This is a genomic window from Pseudomonas sp. NPDC077451 (assembly GCF_044543345.1).
GTDB lineage: Bacteria > Pseudomonadota > Gammaproteobacteria > Pseudomonadales > Pseudomonadaceae > Stutzerimonas.
On the sequence record NZ_JBITVX010000011.1, the window covers coordinates 1 to 23,468 of the forward strand.

Here is a 23,468-nt window from a genome sequence, read left to right on the forward strand (position 1 = left end):
GAGGTGTCGCAGGGCTGTTTCTGGATCACCGTCCAAGGCCAGGGAGGCCAAGGACGGTGAAGATTTCCAAAACCCGGTATCCGGTGGATCGTAAGACTGCTCCGCTTAAGTGAACAGCATTACGCCATGTGCGGGCCTTCTTGCATCTTGAGGGTGGTATCGGGCCGTAGGCGCCCGGCTCGGCGGCACTGCACGCGAACTCCTCGGCGCGGCAGTGGCTCCATATGGTTTGAGTAAAGCTCTGGAGGTTTCCATGAATCCGTCTCTGACGCTGGGATTATTGCTGCTACCGGCGGTGGCCATGGCCGAGCCGCTGCACCTTGAACGTGAGCTGAATGATCTGCGTGTCGATGTGGAGGTCAGTGAGCTCGAAACCGACACCCAGCCCGGTATCGAGTCCGGGCTGGTGCAGGTCCTGATCACCAATCACGAACGCTTCAAGGTGGCCTGCCAGCTCCATCCGGGCGAAACCGAGGCCTCGCCCGGCCTGGATAGCACGCCCATCACCATCATCGCGCCGGAGGGTCGCCGTGCGCTCACCATGAGCGGCGAGTACGGTGACTCAACGCTGAATGCGCTGTTGACGTGCATACGGGACGAGTGACGTCCAATAGCCAGGGGAATCGAGCCTAGCTGTTTGGGCTGATGCTCAAGAGCGTGCGGCTCGATCGGTTCAATCCGCCGGGTCGCGACAGCCCTGCGGCTTGTATACGCGGCGATCCGAGGGCGGATGGTTGGCGAGTTTGGAGACGGGGCGGCGCGGCCGGGCAACCAGCTAGCCTCCGCAGTTCGCGCAAAAGGCGCATTCGAAACAGCAAATAAGCGCCTGCCCCGATTCGGGCGGTAGATCAGCGTCGCAACATACAGCTCGGGCGAAGTTCGAGCATGGGGCTGCTCCTGCCTGATTTTGATGTTGATGCATTCCCGCTCGGGTATGGCACGGCACCGCCCAAGGCTCAAATGGAACCTGTTTGGCGCCCGGGTTTCCAAGTCAATGCGCGCCGTCAAACGATCGCTTAAGCTAGCGCGCCGCGCTGTACTCGTTTCGGCAGAAATATTTCGCGGCTGATCCGTCCGGGCGTCAAAGGAAGTCATATTTTGAATCACGCAACGGGAGCCAAGTCAGTACGGTCGGTACCGTTGCGCAGTCGCCTATTGACCATTGCGCTGGCAGGGATTCTGCCGCTGGCCCTGGTGGCAGGGCTGGGCATGCTCTCAATCGTCGCCGAACAGACGGAGTTAGCCAAGCAGCGCAGCCTTGAAGCTACGCGCCTCGCCGCGACGGCTGTGGAACTCGAGCTGAGCCGGTCGCTCAATGTGCTCCAGGCGTTGTCGCAGTCGCCACTGCTCGATAATGGCGATATCGATGGATTCGCCGATATGGTTCGCCGCGTGTTGCCCTCGGTGCCCAGCTGGTATGCCTTGCTGATCGTCAGCTCTGAAGGTGAGGTGCTGAGGCGGGTTTCGCTGCACAATCCCCCAGCTTCCAGAACCATCGCCGAGCCGCGTAGCTTCGCTGAGGTGATCCGAACAGGCGAACCTCAAGTGGGAAGCATGAGCAAAGGACCCGGCGGCGTCTGGGGCGTCCCTTTGCGTGTGCCAGTACATCAGGGCGACGCAGTTCACTACGTATTGACTGCAGTGCTCCGGCCCCAGGGTGTCGCTGATGTGATCGCCAACCGGAGGCTGCCGGCCGGCTGGGTCAACACGGTGCTGGACTCCAATGGTTTGCGTATCGCTCGTTCGTTGAATCACGAGGAGACGCTGGGGATGCCGGCTTCGCCCACGTTGGCGGCCATCCTGCAGGAGAACTCAGGCGAGGAAGGGATCGGCCTGTCCAAAACCATGGAAGGCCATTCGGTCTACACCTCTTTTGTGAGATTGCAGCCGTCCGGCTGGGTGGTGGCGACCGGCGTGCCCACCGAAGTTGTCGAAGCCGGGGCGACGCGTGTCTATACGCTTTACGGTGGCGGGTTGCTGCTGTCGCTGGTGTTTGCGGTGACGGCGGCGCTGTTCGCAACACGTCGGATTAACGTCCCGATGCGGCATCTGCGACGGGCGGCGCAGGCTATTGGGCAGGGGCAGGCGTTTCAGGCGCCTGAAAGCGAGATTGAAGAAATCCGTGAAGTCGGGCGAGCGCTCGAAAGCGCCGCGCAGGCGCGTCTGTCGAGCGAGGCCGAGCGTGACAACATGCTTTCGCGGCTGGAGCTGGCGCAGCAGGATCTGACCCAGCAGGTCAGCGATCTGGAGTTGGTCCAGGACCTGAGCAATCGCCTGCTACAGATGCCTGCATTGGGCGACCAGCTGCAAGCGATCATCGATGCCCTGTGCACGCTGCACGGTGCCGCTCATGGGCTGCTGGCGCTCAGCGACGGTGCGGCCGCCCTGCGCATTCATGCTTCGAGGGGCTTTTCGGTTGCTTCGTTGGCGCTCATGGATGACGTGCAGCCCGGCCTGGGTGCCTGTGGTATTGCGGTGCAAAAAGGGGAGCGCGTGGTGGTGACCGATACCGAAGCCGACCCCTGCTTCAGTGAGTTTGTCTCCGTTGCGCGCAGCGAGGGATTTCGTTCGGTTCACAGCACCCCCATTCGGCACAGCGACAACAGCGTACTCGGGACGCTTACGGTACAGCTCAAAGAGGCGCGATCCCCAACGGAACGAGAGATTCGGCTGGCCGATGTCGTAGCGGGCCTGGCAGCGGTATTCATCGACCGCGCGCGGGCGCAGACCAAGGCGGGCATGTTCGAGCAGCGCCTGCAGGTGGCGCTGAACTCGTCCACCGTGCCCTTTGCAGTCCTGTCTCCCCATCGGAACCCGGCGGGCGAGGTGGACGACTTCTGCTTCGATTTCATCAACCTCACCGGCGCATCCAGCCTGCGCGGAACAGTCGACGAGCTGACTGGGCGGCGGCTGCGCGAGGTGCTTGGCGAGGCCGCCAATCCGCAAGCATTGCAGACCTTGCTGGAGGTGTCCCGGTTTCAGCAACCGCGTGATCTGGAACTGCGCAGCACAGCGTTTGACAGCGAGCGCTGGGTGCGTTTGATCGCGACGCCGTTCGATCAAAGCTTGGCCGTATGGTTCGCTGACGTATCCCAGGCCAAGCATCACGAACAGGAAATTCGTGAATCTGCACGGCGCAAGGATGAATTTCTCGCGACCCTGGCCCATGAGCTGCGCAACCCGCTGGCACCGATTCGCCTGGCTGCTGGGATTTTTGGTTCTGCGGCGGCCAGCGATGCGCAAAAACTCCGTAGCCAGCAAATTATCGAGCGGCAGGTGCGGCATATGGCGCTGCTACTCGACGATCTGTTCGACATCTCCCGCATCACGCTTGGCAAGTTGGTTCTGCGCAAGGAGCAGGTGGATCTGCGAACCATCATCGAGGCAGCCATCGAGACTGCCCGAGAGAAAATCGAGGCAAAGCAACATGAGTTGGTCGTGGCGCTGCCGGCCAGTCCCATTGTGTTGGACGCCGATCCGCTTCGCCTCGAGCAGATTCTGACTAACCTGCTCAACAACGCCGCGAAATTCACCCCCAACGGTGGCTGCATTCGCATCACGGCGACACGGGATGGTGACACCGCCAAGGTTTCGGTGATCGATAACGGCCTGGGTATCGCGCGGGAACACCTCAGATTGATCTTCGAACGGTTTGCGCAGGTGCCCGTCGCCGGGACTCACATCAATTCCGGCCTGGGGATCGGCCTGGCACTGGCCAAAGGCCTGGCGAAGCTACACGGAGCGGACCTTCGGGTACGCAGCGAAGGGCTAGGCCACGGCGCGGAGTTCAGCCTGACCCTGCCGGTTCTGTCTGCCAGCACCGCGGGCGCAAGCCGTGATCTCAGCGAAAGCGTCACGCTGAACAAGCGGCTCGTTCTGGTTGCCGACGACAACCAGGACATTGCCGAAACCATGGCCGAGATCCTTCGGCTGGAGGGCCACGAGGTGCACTTGGCGTTTGACGGCATCGAAGCGTTCGAGCGTTATCTGCAGCTCAAGCCAGAGATTGTGGTGCTGGACATCGGCATGCCCGGCCAACGGGGTGACGAAGTGGCGCGGATGATCCGCGCCCATCCCACCGGCGCCAATGTTCGGTTGATTGCCATCACCGGCTGGGGCCAGCCGAGTGATCGAGAGCAGGCCTTGGCGGCAGGCTTCGATGTTCATATGACTAAGCCGGTCGACCTGAGCCAACTGATTGCGGTGGTCGGCGGCTGAGGCCAAGCAACGATGGGGCGGGGCTATCTTCTGTCCCGGAACTGCGGTAGAAACACCCATGTAGCTGCAACGCGCGCTGACTGTTGCACCGTAGCTGTGCAATTTCAGGTTCGGTAGAGCGGCTGCAGTCAGCCGCGGCGAGCGAGTGTCGCTTGGCGCGCATTGTGCAAAAGCTGTAACTGCTGTGAGCAGCCGCTCATGGCAAAGAAGTGATATCGGGAGAGACTGCAGCGGCTTGGTCGTGTGCAGCGCCGAAGGAGCAACCGCCCCGGAAACTCTCAGGCAAAAGGACCGTTATCACAGGTGAACTCTGAAGAGCCGCCGGGCCCGTCGTCGCCCGTCGCACCGAAGGAGCAAGCGAGCGCCGCTCGTGAAACTCTCAGGTCCAGAACAGAGGGGGCGCCTGATCTGCATGTCGCGGATGGGCTCTGACCCTTGACGTTCTGGAGCTGCACGCATGAAAAAAATAGCTGTCATTGGTGGCGGTATCACCGGCATCACCACGGCCTACGCGCTGGCCAAGCGTGGTTTCGCCGTCACTCTTTTGGAGAAGCACCGCTACGCAGCGATGGAAACCTCGTTTGCCAATGGCGGTCAGCTGTCCGCCTCCAACGCTGAAGTTTGGAATCACTGGTCGACCATCCTCAAGGGCATCAAGTGGATGCTCAAAAGCGATGCACCACTGCTGGTCAATCCCAAGCCCAGCTGGCACAAGCTGTCCTGGTTCGCCGAGTTCATCGGCTCCATCCCGCAATATCGCCAAAACACCATCGAAACGGCTCGCATGGCTATTGCCGCTCGGGAGCACCTGTTCGCCTGGGCCGAGGACGAGGGCGTCGATTTCGACCTGAAAAAGGCCGGTATCTTGCACATCTACCGCGACAAGGCTGGTTTCGAGCATGCGGGTAAGGTCTCGACATTGCTGGCTCAGGGCGGTTTACCCCGGCGCAGCGTGACACCAGACGAAATGCGTGCCATCGAGCCGACGCTGGCAGGGCAATACTATGGCGGCTACTACACCGAGTGCGATTCCACGGGCGACATCCACATGTTCACCAACGGCCTCGCGGCAGCCGCCATACGCTTAGGCGTCGACTGCCGTTACGACCAGAACGTGAAAGCCGTCGCCACCGATGGCAAGGGTGCCAGCGTGACCGTCGCGGCTTCGGGTGGCGAAGAGCGCCTGCAGTTCGATGGCATCGTTGTCTGCGCCGGCACCGCCAGCCGCGCGTTGGCCGCCCAACTTGGCGATCGGGTGAACATCTATCCGGTGAAGGGCTACTCGATCACGGTCAACCTCAACGACGAGACCAGCCGCGCAGCAGCGCCTACCGTCAGCTTGCTGGACGATGAAACCAAGCTGGTCACCAGCCGCCTGGGTGACAGCCGCCTTCGGGTAGCCGGCACCGCCGAGTTCAACGGCTATAACCGCGACATCCGCGCTGATCGGATCCGCCCGCTGGTGGACTGGGTGGCCGAATGTTTCCCTGGCGTCAGTACTCAGAGCGTGGTGCCTTGGGCTGGCCTGCGGCCGATGATGCCGAACATGATGCCCAAGGTCGGACGCGGCAGCTCACCCTGTGTGTTCTACAACACCGGCCACGGCCATCTCGGCTGGACGCTCTGCGCGATTACTGCCGACATGCTGGGTGACGTGGTGAGCGAGTCCATGGGCAGTGCCCGGTCGTCGACTACTGTCGCTAGTGATCAACCGGCCCATGCCTGAGGAGCTTGACGGCTGCCGCTCGGGCTGCAGCCGTCATCGGTGCCAATCGCGTCTGTTTGTGAGCGGCCGCGGGACTGGCCGCTCTCTCTATTCAATCCCGCAAGCGGGCGGCTGCCGCGTTTGGCGTGCCTGGTCAGAGATCACTCTCAAATTCAGTCGTCACGGGTCAGCACTTCCAACAGCTCGATCTCGAACAGCAGGTTCGAGTTCGGCGCGATGTGCTCACCTATCTGCCGGTCGCCATAGGCAAGGTGGGCGGGGACGAAAAGCCTGCGTTTGCCGCCAACCTTCATGCCCATCAGCCCCAGGTCCCAACCCTTGATAACGCGACCGGTGCCGATCACGCACTGAAACGGCTTGCCGCGATCATAGGACGAGTCAAAGGTACGGCCGTCTTCGAGTTGGCCACGGTACTGCGTGGTGATCAGGGCGCCTTTGACTACGGCCTTGCCGTCGCCGAGCTGGATGTCTTCAACCCGCAGTTCGTTGCTCATCGTCTCTCTCGTGATGTCTTTTCTGGCTTCGCCTTTAAACCAGCAATTGACGGGTGCTGGCGATAAGGTGGTGCACCTGCTTTTCCACCTCAGGTGTCGTGGGGATTTCCGGACCGCGCCCGCGTGGGCAGGGCAGGCTGGCCGTGGTACCGAACAGCCGACAGATCAACGGGCGCTGTTCGTAAGCCTCGCAGCCGTTCGGCCCGAGGTGAACGCAGTTCCAGTGCGCCATCGCCGCGTCGTGCGCGGCAACACTCCTGTTCGGCAAACGGGCCATTTCTTCCGAGGAGGCGGTGACCGGGCCACAGCAATCTTGGCAGCCGGGTTCGCAGGCGAAACCCGGAATTTGCCGGCGGAGGTGATCGATCTTTCGGTTGGTACAGGTCATGCGAAGCGCTTCGGTTCAGGGGCCGGCATGGTACTCGCCTGGGCGGTAAATGCTTGCCCCTCCGCGTGCTTTTATTGCGCGGCGATGATGTCGTCCCAATCGTGATGCTTCTTCACATAGGCCGCAACGAACTCACACATCGGCACGATGCGCTTGCCGCGACGACGGGCGTCATCGAGTGCCTCGCGAACCAGTTTGCTGCCCATGCCCTGGCCCTCCAGGCTCGGATCGACCTCCGTGTGGGTGAAGACCTGACGGTCGTTCTCGTCCTGATAACTGGCGACGCCCAGTTCCTTGCCGTCGACTTCAAGGACATAGCGCTGCTGGGACTCGTCGTGTCGCACGACCGCGTTGTTGTCGTTCATGGAATGGATTCTCCCGTTGGTCTGGCCGCATGCTGCAGCCAGTTACTGTTCAGAGGATTGGCGAACGCCGGTCAGAGCCCGTCGACCAGCCGCTTGCCCAGCGCCGTGCCATGCGCCAAGGCTTCGTCGTAGCTGCGGTAATGCTGCGTCTGGTCGAGGCTCACCGGGACGACAATTTCCAATTCTTTGACCACCTCGGCACCCACGGCCCAGAGGGTCTCGCCGAAGGTCTCGTACTCGTAGCCGGTGAGGTGGACGATCACATCGTAGTCGCGGTAGACGAGCCGGTGGCTGTGCGGAATCTGGTGATCGCTACCGCCAGGAATATGGGCAGGGGCGTCGAAGTAGGGTTGTTCGGCGTCCGGTTTGACTGCCTTGGTCATCGCTGGGCCTCCCGTTTGGGTTGTCTAGCTTGGGCCCGGTGACGGCGAGCATCGTTCCGTGCCGAAGGCGTTGCGCGACGGGCGCACATCGGACCGGGTGAAATCGATCGTTCACGGCTGACGATCAGAATCTAAGACTGAAGTACCGGCGTTCCAGCCAGCAAGTCGCATGGCGGGGGCGCGAGCGGTGGATAGCATGGCTGTATAACAACAGCCAAGAGGCATCCATGACTCGCCGCGCCAGCCTTCTTTTCCGCCTGCTTGTGCTGCTGAGCGTGCTGGCCAGCCCGACGCTGTTCGCACAGGGGCTGGACGGGCAGATCCAGCAGCTTTTTCCTAAAGCCACGCGCATCGAGCCGAAGCAGGACAATCCGCCTGTGCACAGCGTCTATCAGCTGGACGAATTGCTCGGCTATGCCTTCGAGTCCACCGATTATTCAAACCTGCAGGGCTTTTCCGGCAAACCGATCCGTCTGCTGATCGGCATGGACACCCAGGGTGTGCTGGCCGGGGTGAAGGTTCTGGAACATCACGAGCCGGTTTTCCTGCACGGGCTCGGGGAACAGCCGCTGTTCGACTTCGTCGACCAGTACCAACAGAAATCGATTGGCATACCCATTGTGGTGGGCGGTGCACAGGGCGGGGCGAGCGGAAGTGAGTCGATTGCCCGCATCGATGGGGTGAGCAAGGCCACGGTGTCGGTAGTGATTCTCAACGAAACCGTGTTGCTGTCGGCCCTGAGCGTGGCCCGCAAGCTGCTCGAAGGATTTGCCAGCGGACCCTTGGCCACGGCAAAGCCCGACCTCTATGAGCCGCTGGACTGGTCACAGATGCTGCAGCGCGGCTATCTCCAGCATTGGACAATCAGCCGCGAGGAGGTCGAACGCGGCTTGGGACATTCCATTGAGGGGTACCTGGGTATCGAGCCGGAGAGCGATACGCAGCCCTTCACCGACCTCTACTTCGCCTACCTGAACGCGCCAAGCATTGGCCGCAATCTGTTGGGCGACGTCGGCTTCGCCAAGCTCAACGAGGAATTGAAAGCCGGCGAGCAAGCGGTGCTGGTGCTCTCCTCGGGTATGTATCGCCATGTGCCGGACGACTTCGTGCCAGCCACATCGCCCAGCCGGTTGGTACTGATGCAGAACGGCCACGCCATTGACCTGTATGACATGAATTTCAATAACGGCGCGGTGATGGACCTGCTCGACGCGCCGCTCGATGAGGTCGAGGCGCAGATCTTCCGCATCAAGACACATAGCGCGTTCAACCCTGCCGAGCCTGCTGGATTGCGATTGAACGTTAATCTGCAGCGCAACCATCTGGTGCAAAGCAGCACGCAGTTCACCCGTGACTTTCAGCTCGACCAGCAGCTGTTCAACATTGAAGAGGCGCAGATTGCTGCCGAGCCGGCGCCTATCTGGCTGCGCATGTGGCAGGAACGCATGTGGCAGATCGGCGTGCTTGTCGTATCGCTGATCCTGCTGAGCGCAGTGTTCATCTGGCAGCATCGCATCAGCCAGCACAGCCGTGGCTTCCATCTGTTCCGTGCCGGTTTTTTGTTGTTCACGCTGGTGTTCATAGGCCTGTATGCCCAGGGCCAGCTCTCGGTAGTGAACATCTTCACCCTGTTATTGGCGCTGGGGGAGAACTTCGATATCCGGGTGTTCCTGATGGACCCGGTGATATTCATCCTCTGGAGCTTCACCTTTGTCAGCCTGTTCATCTGGGGTCGTGGCGTGTTCTGTGGCTGGCTCTGTCCGTTTGGTGCGCTGCAGGAAATGCTCGGCTGGCTGGCCAAGCGCCTGCGCATCCGCCAGTGGAAAATCTCTGATCGGCGCCATCAGCGCTTGCAGTGGTTGAAGTACCTGATTCTCATCGGTCTGGTGCCGACCGCCTTCTATTCGCTGACGCTGGCCGAGCGGCTCGCCGAAGTGGAGCCGTTCAAAACCAGCATCACACTGTTATTTGTGCGCTCCTGGCCGTTCGTGCTCTATGCGGTGGTTCTGCTCGGGCTGGGTCTGTTCGTGCACAAGTTCTATTGCCGCTACGTCTGCCCGCTGGGCGCTGGGTTGGCGATGCTCGGCAAGTTCCACCTGTTCTCCTGGCTCAAGCGTATCGATGCGTGCGGCCAACCTTGCCAGCACTGCAAGAACCACTGCGAGATCGGCGCGATTAAGCGTGACGGGCGCATCGACTATGACGAGTGCATTCAGTGTCTGGAGTGCATCGTTATCCTCAACAACGACGACCAGTGCGTGGCCTCCATCAGTGCGCGCAAACGGGCAGATAAGGCCGGTCGCCACGCCCATGGCGAATTGATCGCCACCGATGCCATGGCGCCGCAACCGCTGCCGGCGCCATAAGCTGGACACCCAGCGACGCAGGCTGACCGCCCGGTTCTGCAATGCTGCACAGCAGTTGTGCGCCGATGGTTATTGTTCCGCAGCCGGACTTCGCTAGGATCGGGCGATTCCGTGCGCCGGTTCCTGGCGGCGCGCCTGATTCCCTGCTTCGAAGAGGCCCTCATGGCTAAACGTGAAATCGTCGTTGTCGGTGCCGTGCGCACCCCGATCGGCTCCTTTGGCGGTGCGCTGAAGGATGTCGACCTGATCGCCCTTGCCACCACGGCCTGCCGCGGCGTGCTGGAACGCTCCGGTACGCCCGCTGACGCTGTGGGCCACGTGGTGATGGGCAACGTGATTCCCACCGAACCGCGCGATGGTTACCTGGCGCGCGTGGCAGCGGTGGATGCCGGTATTCCGTTGGAAACCCCGGCCTTCAACGTCAACCGCTTGTGCGGCTCGGGGTTGCAGGCCGTGATTTCCGCGGCGCAGTCGATCCTGCTGGGCGATACCGACGTAGCCATTGGTGGCGGCGCAGAGAGCATGAGTCGCGGTCCGTTCATCCTGCCGAACATGCGCTGGGGCGCGCGCCTCGGTGACAGCCAGGCGATCGACTACATGAATACCCTGCTGCATGACCCCTGGGGCAAGTTCCACATGGGCGTGACCGCGGAAAATGTCGCCGAGCGCTATGGCATCAGCCGTGAACAGCAGGATGCGCTGGCACTGGAAAGCCAACAGCGGGCCGTTCGCGCGGTGGAGCAGGGCCGCTTTCGTGAGCAAATCGTCCCGGTCGCCGTTGCGACCCGTAAGGGGACCGTCTACTTCGAGACCGATGAGCACATCCGTGGGGACCTGACTGCCGAGCGCCTCGCGGCGCTGAAACCGGTGTTCAAGAAGGACAACGGCACCGTGACCGCGGGCAACGCCTCCGGGCTCAACGATGGAGCTGCGGCGTTGGTGCTGGCCGAGGCCGGGCGTGCGCAGGCGCTGGGGCTCAAGCCCATGGCGAGGCTGGTCGGGTATGCCCATGCGGGCGTGGACCCGGCCTACATGGGCATCGGCCCGGTGCCGGCCGTGCGCAAGGTGCTGGAGCGCACCGGGATCAGCCTCGAGCAGATCGACGTGATCGAAGCCAACGAAGCCTTCGCCGCTCAGGCCTGTGCGGTGATACAAGAGCTGGGCATGGACCCGACGCGGGTCAATCCCAACGGTTCCGGTATCTCCCTCGGTCATCCGGTTGGCGCGACCGGCGCAATCATTGCAGTCAAGGCGATCCACGAACTGCAGCGCATTCAGGGGCGCTACGCGCTGGTGACCATGTGCATTGGCGGTGGGCAGGGCATTGCGGCGGTTTTCGAGCGCTGTTGAGTCACGGGGAGCGGTTGCAACTCGTCGGGCGTGCGCCGATTCCACTGAAGATTTGCGCGCGGCTGCCGACAAGGCTGTAGCGAGGTTACATCTCGGCACGAGACCGGCTTTCCACAGGACCATTCATGAACAACGCATCCGCTACCGACGCCTTATCGCTTTTGCTGTTCACGCTGCGCAGCGGCAAGCAGATGGCGATCAACCTGTTGAAGGTCAGCGAAATCATTCCGACGCCGTCGCTCACTCGGTTGCCCGAATCGCATCCCCATGTCCGAGGCGTCGCTACGCTGCGGGGCCAGCCGTTGTCGGTGATCGACCTCAGCCTGGCAATCGGCATGGCGCCGTTGCAAGACCCCAAAGGCGGCTGCCTGATCGTTACCGAGATCAGCCGTTCCAAACAGGGCCTGCACGTCCAGGCAGTGGTCAAGATCGTGCATATCCAGACGTCGAAAATCCTGCCGCCGCCCTACGGCGCGCGCGCCAACTCGTTCATTACCGGGACGGCGGAAGTGGATGGCGAACTGATCCAGATCCTTGACGTGGAAAAGGTCATTCACAACATCGCCCCGGTTCCGGGAGAGGCCGACATTTCTCATCTGGACGACCAGGACGCGCAACTGCTCACCGAAACCCGCGCGCTGATCGTCGATGACAGCCAGGTGGCCATTCACATGTCGGTATCGGCGCTGACCAAGATGGGTATCACGTGCCATGCGGTGCGCAGCGCCCGCGAAGCCTTCGAAAAACTCGACAGCCTCAAGGATAGTTACGAGGCGATCAACTGCGTGGTCTCAGATATCGAGATGCCTGAAATGGACGGGTATTCCTTCACCCAGGCACTGCGCAAGCATCCCGACTACGCCTCTATTTATGTGCTGCTGCACACCTCGCTGGACAGCACCATCAGCACCGACAAGGCCAAGGCCGCCGGTGCCAATGACATCCTGACCAAGTTTTCACCGCCCGAAATGACCAAGTGCATGCTGCGCGCGGCGCGGGTGATCCATTTGGGCGAGGATGCGTCGGTCGCCTGAGCGAGTAGAGGGTTCGGGTCGCACGCCAACCTGTAGGCGCGAGGGTGCGCGCGAATGCGTTGAGCCTGGTGTGGCAGCTCTTCGCATGCGCGCTCGCTCCTAGTTAATAGCTAAGTCGGTAGAAAGAACCGGCGCCTGCTCAGCTGCCGTACTTGCCGAAGCTCGCGTCGCGCGTGTTGACGTAGAGCGCATACAGCGAATGGCTGCTGGCCATGAACAGGCGGTTGCCCTTGGCGCCCCCGAAGCACAGATTGGCGCAGCGTTCCGGCAGGCGGATCTTGCCGATGGCCTTGCCCGCTGGGTTGAAAATCATCACGCCATCGAGGTCGGCGGTCACCGCTTCCGGGGCGCCGGAGCTCCCCCAACCGCACCACAAATTACCGTCTTCGTCGCACTTGATACCATCCAGTGCGCCATACGCCGATGCTTCGATGTGCTTGCGGCGCTCGCCCAGTGTCCCATCCTCATTGACCGGGTAGGCCCAGATCAGCCGGTTCGGTTTAGCGCGCCCTTCGACTACATAGAGCGTGTTCTGGTCGGGTGAGAAGCACAGCCCGTTGGGACCGGAAATCGAGTCGATCACTCGGGTCACGGCGCCGCTTGCACCGTCGATGCGATAGACCGCGTCTGGCAGCTCGGTTTCGATCTTGTGCCCTTCGTAATAGTTGCCGGTCTGAAAGGGTGGGTCGGTGAACCACACCGAGCCGTCCTGACGCACCGCCAGATCATTGGGCGAATTGAAGCGTTTGCCCTCGAACCGATCGGCCAGCACCGTGATGCTGCCGTCGGGCTCGGTGCGGGTCACACGGCGACCGATATCGGTGGTGGTTGAGCCTTCGCACGTCAGCAGCCGGCCCTGTAGGTCACGCGCCAAACCGTTGGAGTGGTTCGAGGGCTGGCGATAGACATCGAACGAGCCAGTGATCTCATCCCAGCGCATGATGCGGTTTTCCGGGATATCGCTGACCAGCAGGTAGCGGCCATCGCCCACCCAGACCGGACCTTCAGCCCAGCGCATACCGCTGGCGATCTTCTCGACGCTGGCGTTGAACAGCCTGTACTTGGCGAAGCTCTCGTCGAGAATCTCCACCAGCTCGTCTGGATAGCGCTGGGTCAAGGGTTCGGCGACGGCGAGCCGGGACAGGCCCAGGCTGCCCATGGAGGCGACACCGGCCGATACCATCAAGGAAGACTTCAGAAAAGCGCGCCGTGCACCGTTGGTGGTGGAGTCATTGTTACGTGCTGTCATGGCGGAGTCCTTCAGGCTTTATCAGGGGAGGCGTGATATCGAGCGGATGCAGGCGCGACTGCCCACGGGGAGGCGTTCGGGGTCGCTAGTGGCGGGCTGTGAACAGAAAAGGGCGGCAGCGAGAGACGGGCCGGGGGCGGCGTACTGGAGTAAGGCATGGTGATTCCATTGTTATTGTTAGGTCAGTCATCGTACAACATCGTCGAGTATCGACAGTGATTTGCAGCCTGTCAAAGCGATAAGGCCATAAACACGCCATTGAGGAGGGCCAAGAAGAGTCTTTGCCAGACAAGACATCGTACGAGTTGCCCCGTCGCGCTGGCGCCCTCGACGCGCTGATGCCACGTAGAATGGGCGGCTTCGAATGGGTGAGGTACGCGAACGGTGGATCTGCAGCAGGGCTTCGTCCTGACCCGGCATTGGCGAGATACGGCGGCCGGCACCGAAGTGGAGTTCTGGCTGGCGACTGATACCGGCCCACGTCGCTTGCGCGTGCCGTACCAGCCTTCGGTTGCCTTCATTCCGGCGACGCAGCAGCGCAAGGTCGAATTGCTGCTCAAAGGCGAGCGCGACGTCGAACTGCGGCCGCTGAACCTGATCGATTTCCGCCATCGCCCGGTAGTCGGCCTGTATTGCAAGCAGCACCGTCAGTTGATGAATCTCGAGAAGCGCCTGCGCGGCGCAGGACTGGAGGTGTACGAGGGCGACATCCGCCCGCCGGAGCGCTACCTGATGGAGCGCTTCATCACCGCACCGGTGAGTTTTACCGGCCAGCCCGATGCCGACGGTGTGCTGCTGGAGGCGCAGATCAAACCGGCACCGGGCTATCGTCCACAACTCCGGCTCGTCTCGCTGGATATCGAAACCACGATGCGAGGCGAGCTGTATTCCATTGCGTTGGAGGGCTGCGGCCAGCGGCAGGTCTACATGCTCGGCCCGGCCAACGGCGACGGCTCCGGCGTAGATTTCGAACTGGAATATTGCGACAGCCGCAAACAGCTGATCGAACGGTTGAACGGCTGGATGGCACGGCATGACCCTGACGGCATCATCGGCTGGAACCTGGTGCAGTTCGATCTGCGGGTATTGCGTGATCAGGCCCAGCGCTATCAGGTGCCGCTGCTCCTGGGCCGCGGCGGAGAAGAAATGGCCTGGCGTGAGCACGGCAGCCGCGGCAATCACTTCTTCGCGGCGGCGGCGGGGCGGCTGATCATCGATGGCATCGAGGCCCTGCGTTCGGCCACTTGGAGCTTCCCCTCGTTCAGCCTGGAAAATGTCGCCCAGACCCTGCTCGGTGAGGGCAAGGCGATCGACACGCCGTATCAGCGGATGGACGAAATCAACCGCATGTTCGCCGAGGACAAGCCGGCCTTGGCGCGCTACAACCTCAAGGACTGCGAACTGGTCACGCGCATTTTCGCCAAGACCGAACTGCTGATTTTTCTGCTCGAACGAGCCACCGTCACCGGGTTGCCAGCCGACCGTAGCGGCGGGTCGGTGGCTGCCTTCGAACACCTCTACGTCCCGCTGATGCACCGCCAGGGCTTCGTCGCGCCGAATCTCGGCGAGCGGCCGCCCGAGGCCAGCCCTGGCGGCTTCGTCATGAATTCTCAGCCGGGCCTGTACGAATCGGTACTGGTGTTGGACTACAAGAGCCTCTACCCCTCGATCATCCGTACCTTTCTCATCGATCCGGTGGGGCTGGTCGAAGGCATGCGCCAACCGGAAGACAGCGACTCGGTGCCGGGCTTCCGTGGTGCACGCTTCTCGCGTACGCGGCATTGCCTGCCGGCCATCGTCGAGCGCGTCTGGGAGGGCCGTGAATCGGCCAAGCGCGACGGCAACAAACCGCTGTCCCAGGCGCTGAAAATCATCATGAACGCCTTCTACGGCGTGCTCGGTTCCAGCGGCTGCCGATTCTTCGATCCACGGCTGGCCTCGTCGATTACCCTGCGTGGCCACGAGATCATGCGGCGCACCCGCGAGCTGATCGAAGCCGAGGGCTACAGCGTGATCTATGGCGACACCGATTCCACCTTCGTCTGGCTAAAGCGCGCCCACAGCGACGAGGACGCGGCGCGCATCGGCAAGGGGTTGGTGCAGCAGATCAACCAGTGGTGGCGCGAACGTCTGCAGCGCGAGTTCGGTCTGCATAGCGCCTTGGAGTTGCAGTTCGAGAGCCACTTCAAGCGCTTTCTGATGCCGACCATTCGCGGCGCGGAGGAGGGTAGCAAGAAGCGCTATGCCGGGCTGGTCACCCGCGCTGACGGCAGTGATGGCCTGGTCTTCAAAGGGCTGGAAACGGTGCGCACCGACTGGTCGCCGCTGGCACAGCAGTTCCAACAGGAGCTGTATCGACTGATCTTCAACCGCGAGCCCTACCGAGACTACGTGCGCAGTTACGTCCAGCGGACGCTGGCCGGCGAGCTGGACGAGCTGCTGATCTTCCGCAAGCGCCTGCGTCGGCGCCTGGATGACTACGAGCGCAACGTGCCGCCGCATGTGCGCGCCGCCCGTATCGCCGATGAATACAACCTGCAGCAGGGTCGCCAGCGGCAGTACCAGAATGGCGGCTGGATCAGCTACTTGATTACTGTGGCCGGCCCGGAACCACTGGAAGTGCGACGCGCACCGATCGACTATGACCATTACGTCAGCCGCCAGCTGCAACCCATTGCCGATGCCATCCTGCCGTTCGTCAACGACAGCTTCAGCGCGTTGATCGACGAACAACTCGGGTTGTTTTGACCGCTCTCAGCCGAGCTGGCTTTTGCCGAGCACCATGGCCACGCCGGCGAAATACAAGCCGATCAAGGTGACGCTTTCGAAGCCTATCTTGCCCAGCCCGTGCTTCTCTCGGCGCAGCAGGCCCATGAGTAACACGCCGGTCATCAATATCGACAGGGCCACCCAGAGCAGAACATTGCTGGAAATATGGTGGTAGATCGAGCCGTCGCGATAGGCGATATCCGAGGCAGCGACGAACAGCGTGTCGAACGCGTTGCCACCGATGATGCCGCCGACGGCCAGCGTCAGGGCGCCACGCCTGACAGCCGCGACCGAGGTGACCAGTTCTGGCAGGGACGTCACCACGGCGGTCAATAGGACGCCCACTGCCGCTTCGCTGAGCCAGGTATGCAATGCGATCTCGCTGGCCGACGCTTCCAGCAGCCAGCCGCTGATGCCGAGTATCGCAGCCATGATCACGAAGCGAACCCAGAGCGAAGTCAGCGAGCGGTTCGTTGACTGTTCGTCGGGGGTGTCCTCGCGGGTCTCGCGGGTTCGCGCTGGCAACCACATGGCTTCGTTTTGGCCCTTTGCTATTACGCGCAAGCCATAGAGGTAGCCGAGCAGCAGTAGTGGAGTAACCGGGTGGATCGCCCACACGGTGACGTTTGGTGAAAAACTGCCGACGAGGATCAGGGACAGCAGACACAACACCAGCGTGCCTTGCATGAGGTTGCCGATGGAAGCAGCTGCGTGCTCGAGGTTGACCCGCCGCAAGGCAAGGTCGGCCACCGTCAGAAATAACGTTTGCACCGCGATGCCACCCAGTGCGTTGCTCATCGCCAATTCTGGCTGCCCCTGCCAGGCAGCTGTAACGGACAGGACGATTCCGGACAGGGAGGTCGCCATTCCTAGCAGGATCGCGCCAGCCATCGCTTCGCCCATGCCGGTGCGGTCGGCGAGCTCATCAACCACCCGTGTCAGGCGGGTGCCTACGACGCCGATTACGACTGCGCAGACCAATAGCAGGCCCACGCTCATCGACAATCCCATTGCCTGAAGTTGTGGCAAAAACAGGCCCTCAGTTATGGCCGCTTGATTGCGGTGATGACTAAGTAGAGCGGCTCGATTGGCCTGGGTTCAGCTCGCGAGGTGCGAAGAAGGGCAACTCGGATGGCCAAGGGATGCGATTGGGCGCGCTACCAAGCCGCTACGAACTGGTCGGGAATGGCCGATCTTGAGCCTGGTCAAGTTCAGCCAGCAGAGGTCTGTTTAGCCTGAGGGCTTCTATCAAGCGAATCCCGAGGCCTGCATGGCCAAGAAATTCCCACTCAACCCGCCGCATCCCGAGCGCATCTGCTGGGGTTGCGATCGCTATTGCCCCGCCGACTCCCTGGCCTGCGGCAATGGCGCCGGCAGGACTCAGCATCCGGCTGAAATGATGGGCGACGACTGGTACGAGTTCGGCGACTGGGGAGACCTGATCGCGGCTGACAAGGCTGGCAAGAACCAGAAATAGCGTCGCTGGTGCTTCTGCCCGGTCAGTCCGCAGCGAGAGTTGCTGACTGATCAAGCAGCTGCCGCACTTTGCCGAGCAACTCGTCGATCTGGAATGGCTTAACCACCATGTCCATGCCCTCAGCCAAAAAACGATCACGGCGAACCGCGTTTTCGGCGTAGCCGGTCATGAACAGCACCGGCAGAGTTGGCCGGTGAGTGCGCGCCGTGTCGGCCAGCTCTCGGCCGGATAATTGTGGCAACCCGACATCAGTCAGGAGCAGATCGACACTAGGGTCGTTTTGCAGCACCGTCAGTGCCGTTGCCACATCGCCGGCTTCACTGCAGCGATAGCCGGCTTCGCCTAGCATTTCAGCGACCAGCATGCGCACGGCCGGCATGTCCTCGACGATCAACACGTGTTCGCCGTTACCCTGCGACAGGTCGCCCACTGCGACCGCAGCTATGCACATAGCAAGGGCGGCGGGCAGTACTAGCGACACCTCGGTACCTTCGCCTAATAAGCTGCTCAGCCGGGCTTCGCCGCCTGATTGGCGAGCAAAACCGTAAATCGACGACAGCCCCAGACCGGTGCCTTGGCCGAGCGGTTTGGTGGTGAAAAACGGATCGAATACTTTGCCGAGGATCTCTGGTGGGATCCCGGTGCCGTTGTCTTTGACCGTCAGCACCACATAGTCGCCATCGGCCAGGTCCGCCTCGTCCTGGATCTGCAAGGTAGCGGTTCTGATGGTAATGGTGCCGCCACGGGGCAGCGCATCCCGTGCATTGATCACCAGATTCAAAATCGCGCTTTCGAGCTGGTTGGCATCAACCTGGGCAACCGTGGGCTGATCGCTCAGTTCGAGTACTAGCGCAATCTGCTCTCCGATGGTCCGTTGCAAAAGCTCTTCGAGCGAGCGTATCTGGTCATTCAGGTCTGCCGGGCGAGCGTCCAGCGGTTGCTGGCGCGCAAAGGCCAGCAGGCGGTTAGTCATCGAAGCGGCACTGCGAGCCGAATTCAGCGCTGTGTCGGCAAAACGCAGGACGGCATCGGTGCGGCCTTCGTGCAAGCGTTTCTTCAGCAGCTCGATGCCGGTGATGATTCCGGTCAGCAGATTATTGAAATCATGCGCAATGCCGCCGGTCAGTTTGCCCAGCGCGTCCATTTTCTGCGCCTGCATCAGCTGCCCTTCGGTGCGGACGCGCTCGGCGACCTCCCGGGCAAGCTCGTTGTTGGCGTTGTCGAGTTGCTGCCGTTGTGAACGCTCGCGTTGACGCTGCTCGGTAATGTCTTCGATAACGACCAGCCCGAGTTCAGAGGCCCGGTATGGCGAAACCTGCCATTTGGTTTCGCGACGCTCCCCAGCCACCTGAATGAATAACGTGTCATGCCAGCGAGCACCACTCGCGAGGCTTGCCCGCAGCGACAGCAGCTTGGCTTCCTGTCCCCCGGCAAGGCTTGCCGTAAGCGCAGAGGGTTCCGGCTGATTGCCCAACAGCAGGGACAGCGCACGGTTGCTTTCATGGATTTGCAGCTGCGGGTCGATCACCGCGATGGGCGCCGCTACCTGGGAAAAGATTTCACGAAAGCGTGCCTCGCTTTCACGCAACGCATGCTCGGTGTCTCGCACCCGCAACAGTGTGCGCAGCGTAGCCAGGAGCACGTCCGGATCGACGGGGTGAATGAGGTATGCGTCGGCCCCCGCATCCAGGCCGGTGATGATATCGCCGGTCTGGATCGAGGCTGCTGAAACGTGAATGACCGGCAACAGCTGCGTGCGGTCATCAGTTCTCAGCTGCCGTACGATGTCGAAGCCGCTCATATCCGGCAGATTCACATCGAGAATCAGCGCGTCGATCGCTTCGGCGGCAATCAGGCCCAGTCCTTCGGTGCCCGTTCCGGCTTCGAGCACGGCATAACCGTGGCGCTCGAGTACCCGGCGTATTGCGTAGCGCGTGGCCGCGTTGTCGTCGACGACCAGCAGTTGACTCTTATGCTCCATCAGCGCGCTCCGTGGAAACCGAGACGGGAATGACTACGTAGAACGTCGACCCCACTCCCGGCTTGCTGTCGACGCCAACGCGGCCACCCAGCAGTTCGGCGAAGCGCTTGCACAGCGACAGTCCCAGGCCGGTGCCGCGCAGACGCTTCTGCAACGGCGTATCGATCTGCACGAAGTCTTCGAACAGATTGCCGTGCAAGTCTTCCGGAATGCCAATGCCTGTGTCTGTCACGGCGAAGCGAACCTCGCCTTCGCCCTCGGCACAGGCGGAAATGCGTACCTCGCCATTCTGGGTGAACTTGAGCGCATTGGAGATGAAGTTGCGAAGAATCTGGGCGAGCTTCTTATCATCCGTGTAAAGCCTCGGCATGTCGCGCGGCTCCTCGAAAATCAGGTCCACCGCGTTGGCATCGACGATCGGGCGAAACATCCCACGCAAGGCGGCGAACAGATCCAGCATGTCGAACCAGGCGGGCGATATGGTGATGCGGCCAGCTTCGATCTTGGCGAGATCGAGCAGGTCGTCGACCATGTCGCTGAGTTCGCCAGCAGCGCCATTGATGAACGACACCTGCTTGTGCTGTTCCGGGCTGAGCGGGCCGTCCAGCTCATCGCTGAGCAGACGGGTAATGCTGCGAATAGAACCCAAAGGCGTACGGAACTCGTGGCTCATGTAAGACAGAAAGCGGCTTTTCAAGTCCGACGCCTGTCTGAGCTGCCCGGCCTGGGTATCGAGTTCGGCATAGAGCGCGAGGACGCCCTGGTTGGTTTCCTCGAGTTCGGCGCGTAGCAGATCGTTCTCGCTGCGCAGCTGTTCGACGAGGTCGTTCGTGTTCGAGTCAGTCACCGATTTCCTCCAGCGCGATCACCATAACGGTCACGTCATCTCGACCACGGCAGAAGTCGCGGTGCAACAGCGCTGCAATAATCGCCGGGTGACGGTGCACCAGGCCGGGGTAGTCGCGCAGGTCCCAACGCGACTGCAAGCCGTCACTGTACATAATCAACAGTTGTCGACCGTCGACCGGATAATCGAAAGCAACAGCCTTGCGGAACTGCGAGCCGACGATACCGGGATGCGACGCGAGGCCGCGGCTTTTCTCGGCGTTTATCAAGGCACCGCCGATGTTGCCGACACCAGCAAAGCGTAACTTGCCGACGCTGGTGTCATACAAGGAAACGGCTGCTGCACCGCCACGGGTGCCGTTCATTGCCTGGTGCATTTCAACCAGGCTGGTGGCCGGCTCGATGAAAGGGGCTGTTGCGAAGACTGCGGCGCCAGCAAGGCCAGCCCGCTCGGCATCTTCGCCATGGCCAATTCCGTCGATCACGAGGGCGCTGATCCGTGAGCCGTCGAACGCGAGATGCCAGACGTCGCCACAGGAAGGGTCGTCGTTCAGTGAATGCTGACTGACGCCGAAAAGAAGCGGTGGAGGCGAGACATGGCGAGGGTACAGTTGCGCCAGTACGACCGAGCCTCGGTTGTCGGAGTGAATGTCGAATACCTGAGACTGGCGCATCAACGCACCGAGCCCAGTGCCCTGCGTGCCGCCAGTGGAATAGCCATCGGCGATGCACTCGCTGGGGTCAAATCCCGGTCCTCGGTCTACAGCGATCAGTTCGATGCCAATCCCGGTTTGCCCAGGAGTCGCACGTAGATGCAAGACGCCATGGCCCGCATGCTTGAGTAGATTGGTGGCCAGCTCGGTGGTAACCAGCGCCACCCGGCCAGCATCGCCATCGGCGAAATCCAATTGCTGGGCCAGCGCTTGTGCTACGCGACGCGCATGCCCCACTTGGCTTTCGTCTTCGACCAGCAGAGCGGTAGTGGTGGAACCGCTGATATTCATGACCATTTGGTGATGCTGATGCGGGTGCCAACACCGGGCGTACTGTCGAGCTCGAAGTCGTCCACCAAGCGCTTGGCGCCGGTCAGCCCGAGCCCGAGGCCGCCGCCGGAAGTCCAGCCATCGGTCAACGCCAGTTTGATATCAGCAATGCCCGGCCCCTCGTCGCGGAAGGTCAACCGGATGCCAGTTCGTGGGGCTTCATCCAGGACCTCCCAGTCCATATCGCCGCCGCCACCGTAAACGACGGTGTTACGGGCCAACTCACTGACTGCGGTGACCAGCTTGGTTTGGTCGATCAAGCGCATACCGCAGTCCTGCGCGAGCTTGCGGACAGCCTGCCGTGCCAGTACCACATCCTGTTCGATGCGGACTGCCACGCTGCCGCTGGAGCGCGCGATCATTTGTCGGCCATCCGTTTGTGCAGCAGCTGCATCCCTCGTTCTACGTTGAGCGCCGTACTGACGCCTTGCAATGTCAGACCCAGCTCGACCAGCGTAATCGCGACGGCAGGCTGCATGCCGACGACCACTGTCTCAGCGTCCATGATGCTGGACAGGCCAGAGATCGAACTGATCATGCGACCGATGAACGAATCGACCATGTCCAACGCAGATATATCGATCAGAACGGCCTTGGCAGATGTGCTGCTGATGCGCTCGGCCAGGTCATCCTGCAGGGTCATGGCCAGTTGGTCGTGCATGTCGACTTGAATGGTGACGAGAAGAAAATCGCCCATCCGGAGTATCGGGATACGTTCCATTACACCGCCTTGCTGACGGTCAGCCCGGACCGCCGCAACGCCAGCGCCAGGGCGTCGGCGAGGGTCGCCTTGGTGACGATGCCTTGCAGATCCAGGCCCAGGTGCACGATGGTTTGGGCAATTTGTGGACGAACACCGCTGATGATCGCATCAGCGCCCATCAGGCGAATCGCAGTGACGGTCTTCAGCAGATGCTGAGCCACCAGGGTGTCGACGGTCGGCACGCCTGTGATGTCGATGATGGCGATTTCCGAACCGGTATCGACGATGCGCTGCAGCAGCGACTCCATCACCACCTGGGTGCGTTGCGAGTCAAGGGTGCCGATCATCGGCAGCGCCAGGACGCCATCCCACAGCTTGACCACAGGCGTGGAGAGCTCGAGCAGCTCTTCTTGCTGGCGCTTGATGACGGCTTCTCGGGATTTTTGGAAGGTGCGCACCGTGTGCAGGCCAAGTTGGTCGATTAATTCGGAAAGCGCCCAAAGTTGCTCGGCCAGCATCGCCGGCTCGTCCGCATATTCGGCCTGCAATACAGGCATTAGCGGGCGTTTGAACGAAAAGATGAAGCCGGCGGTTTGCTGCGAATCGAAACCCAGCAGCACGCGGCTGTGCGACAGCTGCTCAAGAAACTGGCGCATGTCTTCCCAATTCGACGCCCTGAGGTCGGTTGAATCGGCCTGAGCTGCACCGGCTACTAGCAAACGAATGAAGTCGCCTGTCTGCTGGCGTAGCTCTTCAATCCTGACGTTGCGGTACATGCCGCTGGCTTCGAGTTCACCGGTCCAGCTGTCGAGCAGCTCATGCTCTTTCTTGGCAATTACGTTGAATGTGCGTTGTTGTAATGCTGCCATTAGCGCTGTTCCTTATGGGGGTGCCGCAGTAGTCGAGTTTGATCCACATTGCCCGCAGGTGTTCCGGTAGCGCAAAACTACTGTTGCGCGCTGCACATCTTCGGTGCGGCAGTTGAATCGGGCTGGGAGAAAAAGCGGAGCAATGTCCACGGTCTGTTTGGTGGCCGCAGCTATGAGTTTTGTCCGCTCGGTTTGGAGGGTGCTGTC

The 23,468-nt window shown here is 61.5% G+C and carries 21 protein-coding genes and 2 riboswitches; of the genes, 8 read left to right on the forward strand and 13 right to left on the reverse strand.

Translation table 11 applies throughout. The annotated features are described in order from the left end of the window. Positions 1-253: 253 nt before the first annotated feature. Entirely contained in the window at positions 254-604 is a 351-nt protein-coding gene (locus ACIGHL_RS16720) for a hypothetical protein (RefSeq protein ID WP_128120869.1), read from the forward strand. A gap of 171 nt (positions 605-775) precedes the next feature. Here ACIGHL_RS16720 and ACIGHL_RS16725 read toward each other — a convergent pair whose 3' ends face one another. Beyond that, on the reverse strand, positions 776-922 hold the full coding sequence (locus ACIGHL_RS16725) for a DUF1272 domain-containing protein (protein ID WP_413818127.1): 147 nt from the start codon (positions 920-922) through the stop codon (positions 776-778). Between the two features lie 176 nt (positions 923-1,098). On the opposite strand from ACIGHL_RS16725, the gene ACIGHL_RS16730 reads away from it, so the two are divergent. Both ACIGHL_RS16730 and ACIGHL_RS16735 read left to right on the forward strand, forming a co-directional pair. Further along, positions 1,099-4,218: a hybrid sensor histidine kinase/response regulator gene (locus ACIGHL_RS16730; protein WP_446697643.1), complete on the forward strand. Its 3,120-nt coding sequence runs from the start codon at positions 1,099-1,101 to the stop codon at positions 4,216-4,218. Positions 4,219-4,424: 206 nt separating this feature from the next. Further along, a riboswitch (glycine riboswitch) is annotated at positions 4,425-4,522 on the forward strand. A gap of 4 nt (positions 4,523-4,526) precedes the next feature. Continuing rightward, positions 4,527-4,614, forward strand: a riboswitch (glycine riboswitch). Positions 4,615-4,675: 61 nt separating this feature from the next. Further along, the gene (locus tag ACIGHL_RS16735) at positions 4,676-5,944 is read left to right on the forward strand and encodes a D-amino acid dehydrogenase (protein ID WP_446697644.1); all 1,269 of its coding nucleotides are present in this window, start codon (positions 4,676-4,678) and stop codon (positions 5,942-5,944) included. A gap of 152 nt (positions 5,945-6,096) precedes the next feature. Here the strand turns inward: ACIGHL_RS16735 and ACIGHL_RS16740 are convergent, their stop codons facing one another. The 4 genes from ACIGHL_RS16740 to ACIGHL_RS16755 all read right to left on the reverse strand — a co-directional run bounded on the left by ACIGHL_RS16740 (position 6,097) and on the right by ACIGHL_RS16755 (position 7,574). Next, on the reverse strand, positions 6,097-6,438 hold the full coding sequence (locus ACIGHL_RS16740; RefSeq protein ID WP_128120864.1) for an FKBP-type peptidyl-prolyl cis-trans isomerase: 342 nt from the start codon (positions 6,436-6,438) through the stop codon (positions 6,097-6,099). 34 nt (positions 6,439-6,472) lie between these two features. Next, positions 6,473-6,826 carry a YkgJ family cysteine cluster protein gene (locus ACIGHL_RS16745; RefSeq protein WP_128120863.1) on the reverse strand — a complete coding sequence of 118 codons (354 nt, stop codon included), beginning with the start codon at positions 6,824-6,826 and terminating at the stop codon, positions 6,473-6,475. Positions 6,827-6,897: 71 nt separating this feature from the next. Then, complete coding sequence (locus tag ACIGHL_RS16750; protein ID WP_128120862.1) at positions 6,898-7,191, reverse strand: GNAT family N-acetyltransferase; 294 nt, start codon at positions 7,189-7,191, stop codon at positions 6,898-6,900. A gap of 71 nt (positions 7,192-7,262) precedes the next feature. Beyond that, on the reverse strand, positions 7,263-7,574 hold the full coding sequence (locus ACIGHL_RS16755) for a hypothetical protein (RefSeq protein WP_128120861.1): 312 nt from the start codon (positions 7,572-7,574) through the stop codon (positions 7,263-7,265). A gap of 227 nt (positions 7,575-7,801) precedes the next feature. Here ACIGHL_RS16755 and ACIGHL_RS16760 point away from each other — a divergent pair, with 227 nt between their 5' ends. The 3 genes from ACIGHL_RS16760 (at position 7,802) to ACIGHL_RS16770 (ending at position 12,324) form a co-directional block, all read left to right on the forward strand. Further along, positions 7,802-9,940, forward strand: a complete 2,139-nt coding sequence (locus ACIGHL_RS16760) for a NosR/NirI family protein (protein WP_128120860.1) — start codon at positions 7,802-7,804, stop codon at positions 9,938-9,940. Between the two features lie 162 nt (positions 9,941-10,102). Continuing rightward, on the forward strand, positions 10,103-11,290 hold the full coding sequence (locus tag ACIGHL_RS16765) for an acetyl-CoA C-acyltransferase family protein (protein WP_128120859.1): 1,188 nt from the start codon (positions 10,103-10,105) through the stop codon (positions 11,288-11,290). A 125-nt stretch (positions 11,291-11,415) separates the two neighbouring features. Beyond that, entirely contained in the window at positions 11,416-12,324 is a 909-nt protein-coding gene (locus ACIGHL_RS16770) for a chemotaxis protein CheV (RefSeq protein ID WP_045426663.1), read from the forward strand. A 139-nt stretch (positions 12,325-12,463) separates the two neighbouring features. On the opposite strand, the gene ACIGHL_RS16775 is transcribed toward ACIGHL_RS16770, so the two are convergent. Continuing rightward, complete coding sequence (locus ACIGHL_RS16775; RefSeq protein WP_128120858.1) at positions 12,464-13,573, reverse strand: SMP-30/gluconolactonase/LRE family protein; 1,110 nt, start codon at positions 13,571-13,573, stop codon at positions 12,464-12,466. Positions 13,574-13,957: 384 nt separating this feature from the next. On the opposite strand from ACIGHL_RS16775, the gene ACIGHL_RS16780 reads away from it, so the two are divergent. Then, a complete protein-coding gene (locus tag ACIGHL_RS16780; protein WP_128120857.1) occupies positions 13,958-16,321 on the forward strand; it encodes a DNA polymerase II in 2,364 nt (787 codons plus the stop codon). Between the two features lie 6 nt (positions 16,322-16,327). On the opposite strand, the gene ACIGHL_RS16785 is transcribed toward ACIGHL_RS16780, so the two are convergent. Then, entirely contained in the window at positions 16,328-17,341 is a 1,014-nt protein-coding gene (locus ACIGHL_RS16785; RefSeq protein ID WP_206606868.1) for a sodium:calcium antiporter, read from the reverse strand. Between the two features lie 271 nt (positions 17,342-17,612). Between ACIGHL_RS16785 and ACIGHL_RS16790 the strand changes: the two genes are divergently transcribed. Continuing rightward, complete coding sequence (locus tag ACIGHL_RS16790; protein ID WP_045426672.1) at positions 17,613-17,819, forward strand: DUF3079 domain-containing protein; 207 nt, start codon at positions 17,613-17,615, stop codon at positions 17,817-17,819. A 22-nt stretch (positions 17,820-17,841) separates the two neighbouring features. Here ACIGHL_RS16790 and ACIGHL_RS16795 read toward each other — a convergent pair whose 3' ends face one another. The 6 genes from ACIGHL_RS16795 to ACIGHL_RS16820 are packed head-to-tail and all read right to left on the reverse strand — an operon-like array spanning position 17,842 to position 23,261. Further along, positions 17,842-19,800, reverse strand: a complete 1,959-nt coding sequence (locus tag ACIGHL_RS16795) for a PAS domain-containing hybrid sensor histidine kinase/response regulator (protein ID WP_446697645.1) — start codon at positions 19,798-19,800, stop codon at positions 17,842-17,844. Then, positions 19,790-20,647 carry a sensor histidine kinase gene (locus ACIGHL_RS16800; RefSeq protein ID WP_446697646.1) on the reverse strand — a complete coding sequence of 286 codons (858 nt, stop codon included), beginning with the start codon at positions 20,645-20,647 and terminating at the stop codon, positions 19,790-19,792. Before ACIGHL_RS16800 ends, ACIGHL_RS16795 begins: the two co-directional genes overlap by 11 nt. Continuing rightward, entirely contained in the window at positions 20,640-21,650 is a 1,011-nt protein-coding gene (locus ACIGHL_RS16805) for an ATP-binding protein (RefSeq protein WP_446697647.1), read from the reverse strand. Before ACIGHL_RS16805 ends, ACIGHL_RS16800 begins: the two co-directional genes overlap by 8 nt. Next, positions 21,647-22,051 carry an anti-sigma regulatory factor gene (locus tag ACIGHL_RS16810; RefSeq protein ID WP_128120853.1) on the reverse strand — a complete coding sequence of 135 codons (405 nt, stop codon included), beginning with the start codon at positions 22,049-22,051 and terminating at the stop codon, positions 21,647-21,649. The genes ACIGHL_RS16805 and ACIGHL_RS16810 overlap by 4 nt, the downstream gene beginning before the upstream one ends. Further along, complete coding sequence (locus ACIGHL_RS16815) at positions 22,048-22,410, reverse strand: STAS domain-containing protein (protein WP_128120852.1); 363 nt, start codon at positions 22,408-22,410, stop codon at positions 22,048-22,050. Before ACIGHL_RS16815 ends, ACIGHL_RS16810 begins: the two co-directional genes overlap by 4 nt. Further along, the gene (locus tag ACIGHL_RS16820; RefSeq protein WP_128120851.1) at positions 22,410-23,261 is read right to left on the reverse strand and encodes an STAS domain-containing protein; all 852 of its coding nucleotides are present in this window, start codon (positions 23,259-23,261) and stop codon (positions 22,410-22,412) included. Before ACIGHL_RS16820 ends, ACIGHL_RS16815 begins: the two co-directional genes overlap by 1 nt. Positions 23,262-23,468 lie beyond the last annotated feature (207 nt).

What these genes read in the sequence shown, in the direction of transcription:
- ACIGHL_RS16720 (WP_128120869.1), top strand. Translation starts at nt 254, where the DNA reads ATGAATCCGTCTCTGACGCTGGGATTATTGCTGCTACCGGCGGTGGCC.
- ACIGHL_RS16725 (WP_413818127.1), bottom strand. Translation starts at nt 922, where the DNA reads ATGCATCAACATCAAAATCAGGCAGGAGCAGCCCCATGCTCGAACTTC.
- ACIGHL_RS16735 (WP_446697644.1), top strand. Translation starts at nt 4,676, where the DNA reads ATGAAAAAAATAGCTGTCATTGGTGGCGGTATCACCGGCATCACCACG.
- ACIGHL_RS16740 (WP_128120864.1), bottom strand. Translation starts at nt 6,438, where the DNA reads ATGAGCAACGAACTGCGGGTTGAAGACATCCAGCTCGGCGACGGCAAG.
- ACIGHL_RS16745 (WP_128120863.1), bottom strand. Translation starts at nt 6,826, where the DNA reads ATGACCTGTACCAACCGAAAGATCGATCACCTCCGCCGGCAAATTCCG.
- ACIGHL_RS16750 (WP_128120862.1), bottom strand. Translation starts at nt 7,191, where the DNA reads ATGAACGACAACAACGCGGTCGTGCGACACGACGAGTCCCAGCAGCGC.
- ACIGHL_RS16755 (WP_128120861.1), bottom strand. Translation starts at nt 7,574, where the DNA reads ATGACCAAGGCAGTCAAACCGGACGCCGAACAACCCTACTTCGACGCC.
- ACIGHL_RS16760 (WP_128120860.1), top strand. Translation starts at nt 7,802, where the DNA reads ATGACTCGCCGCGCCAGCCTTCTTTTCCGCCTGCTTGTGCTGCTGAGC.
- ACIGHL_RS16765 (WP_128120859.1), top strand. Translation starts at nt 10,103, where the DNA reads ATGGCTAAACGTGAAATCGTCGTTGTCGGTGCCGTGCGCACCCCGATC.
- ACIGHL_RS16770 (WP_045426663.1), top strand. Translation starts at nt 11,416, where the DNA reads ATGAACAACGCATCCGCTACCGACGCCTTATCGCTTTTGCTGTTCACG.
- ACIGHL_RS16775 (WP_128120858.1), bottom strand. Translation starts at nt 13,573, where the DNA reads ATGACAGCACGTAACAATGACTCCACCACCAACGGTGCACGGCGCGCT.
- ACIGHL_RS16785 (WP_206606868.1), bottom strand. Translation starts at nt 17,341, where the DNA reads ATGAGCGTGGGCCTGCTATTGGTCTGCGCAGTCGTAATCGGCGTCGTA.
- ACIGHL_RS16790 (WP_045426672.1), top strand. Translation starts at nt 17,613, where the DNA reads ATGGCCAAGAAATTCCCACTCAACCCGCCGCATCCCGAGCGCATCTGC.
- ACIGHL_RS16795 (WP_446697645.1), bottom strand. Translation starts at nt 19,800, where the DNA reads ATGGAGCATAAGAGTCAACTGCTGGTCGTCGACGACAACGCGGCCACG.
- ACIGHL_RS16805 (WP_446697647.1), bottom strand. Translation starts at nt 21,650, where the DNA reads ATGAATATCAGCGGTTCCACCACTACCGCTCTGCTGGTCGAAGACGAA.
- ACIGHL_RS16810 (WP_128120853.1), bottom strand. Translation starts at nt 22,051, where the DNA reads ATGATCGCGCGCTCCAGCGGCAGCGTGGCAGTCCGCATCGAACAGGAT.
- ACIGHL_RS16815 (WP_128120852.1), bottom strand. Translation starts at nt 22,410, where the DNA reads ATGGAACGTATCCCGATACTCCGGATGGGCGATTTTCTTCTCGTCACC.
- ACIGHL_RS16820 (WP_128120851.1), bottom strand. Translation starts at nt 23,261, where the DNA reads ATGGCAGCATTACAACAACGCACATTCAACGTAATTGCCAAGAAAGAG.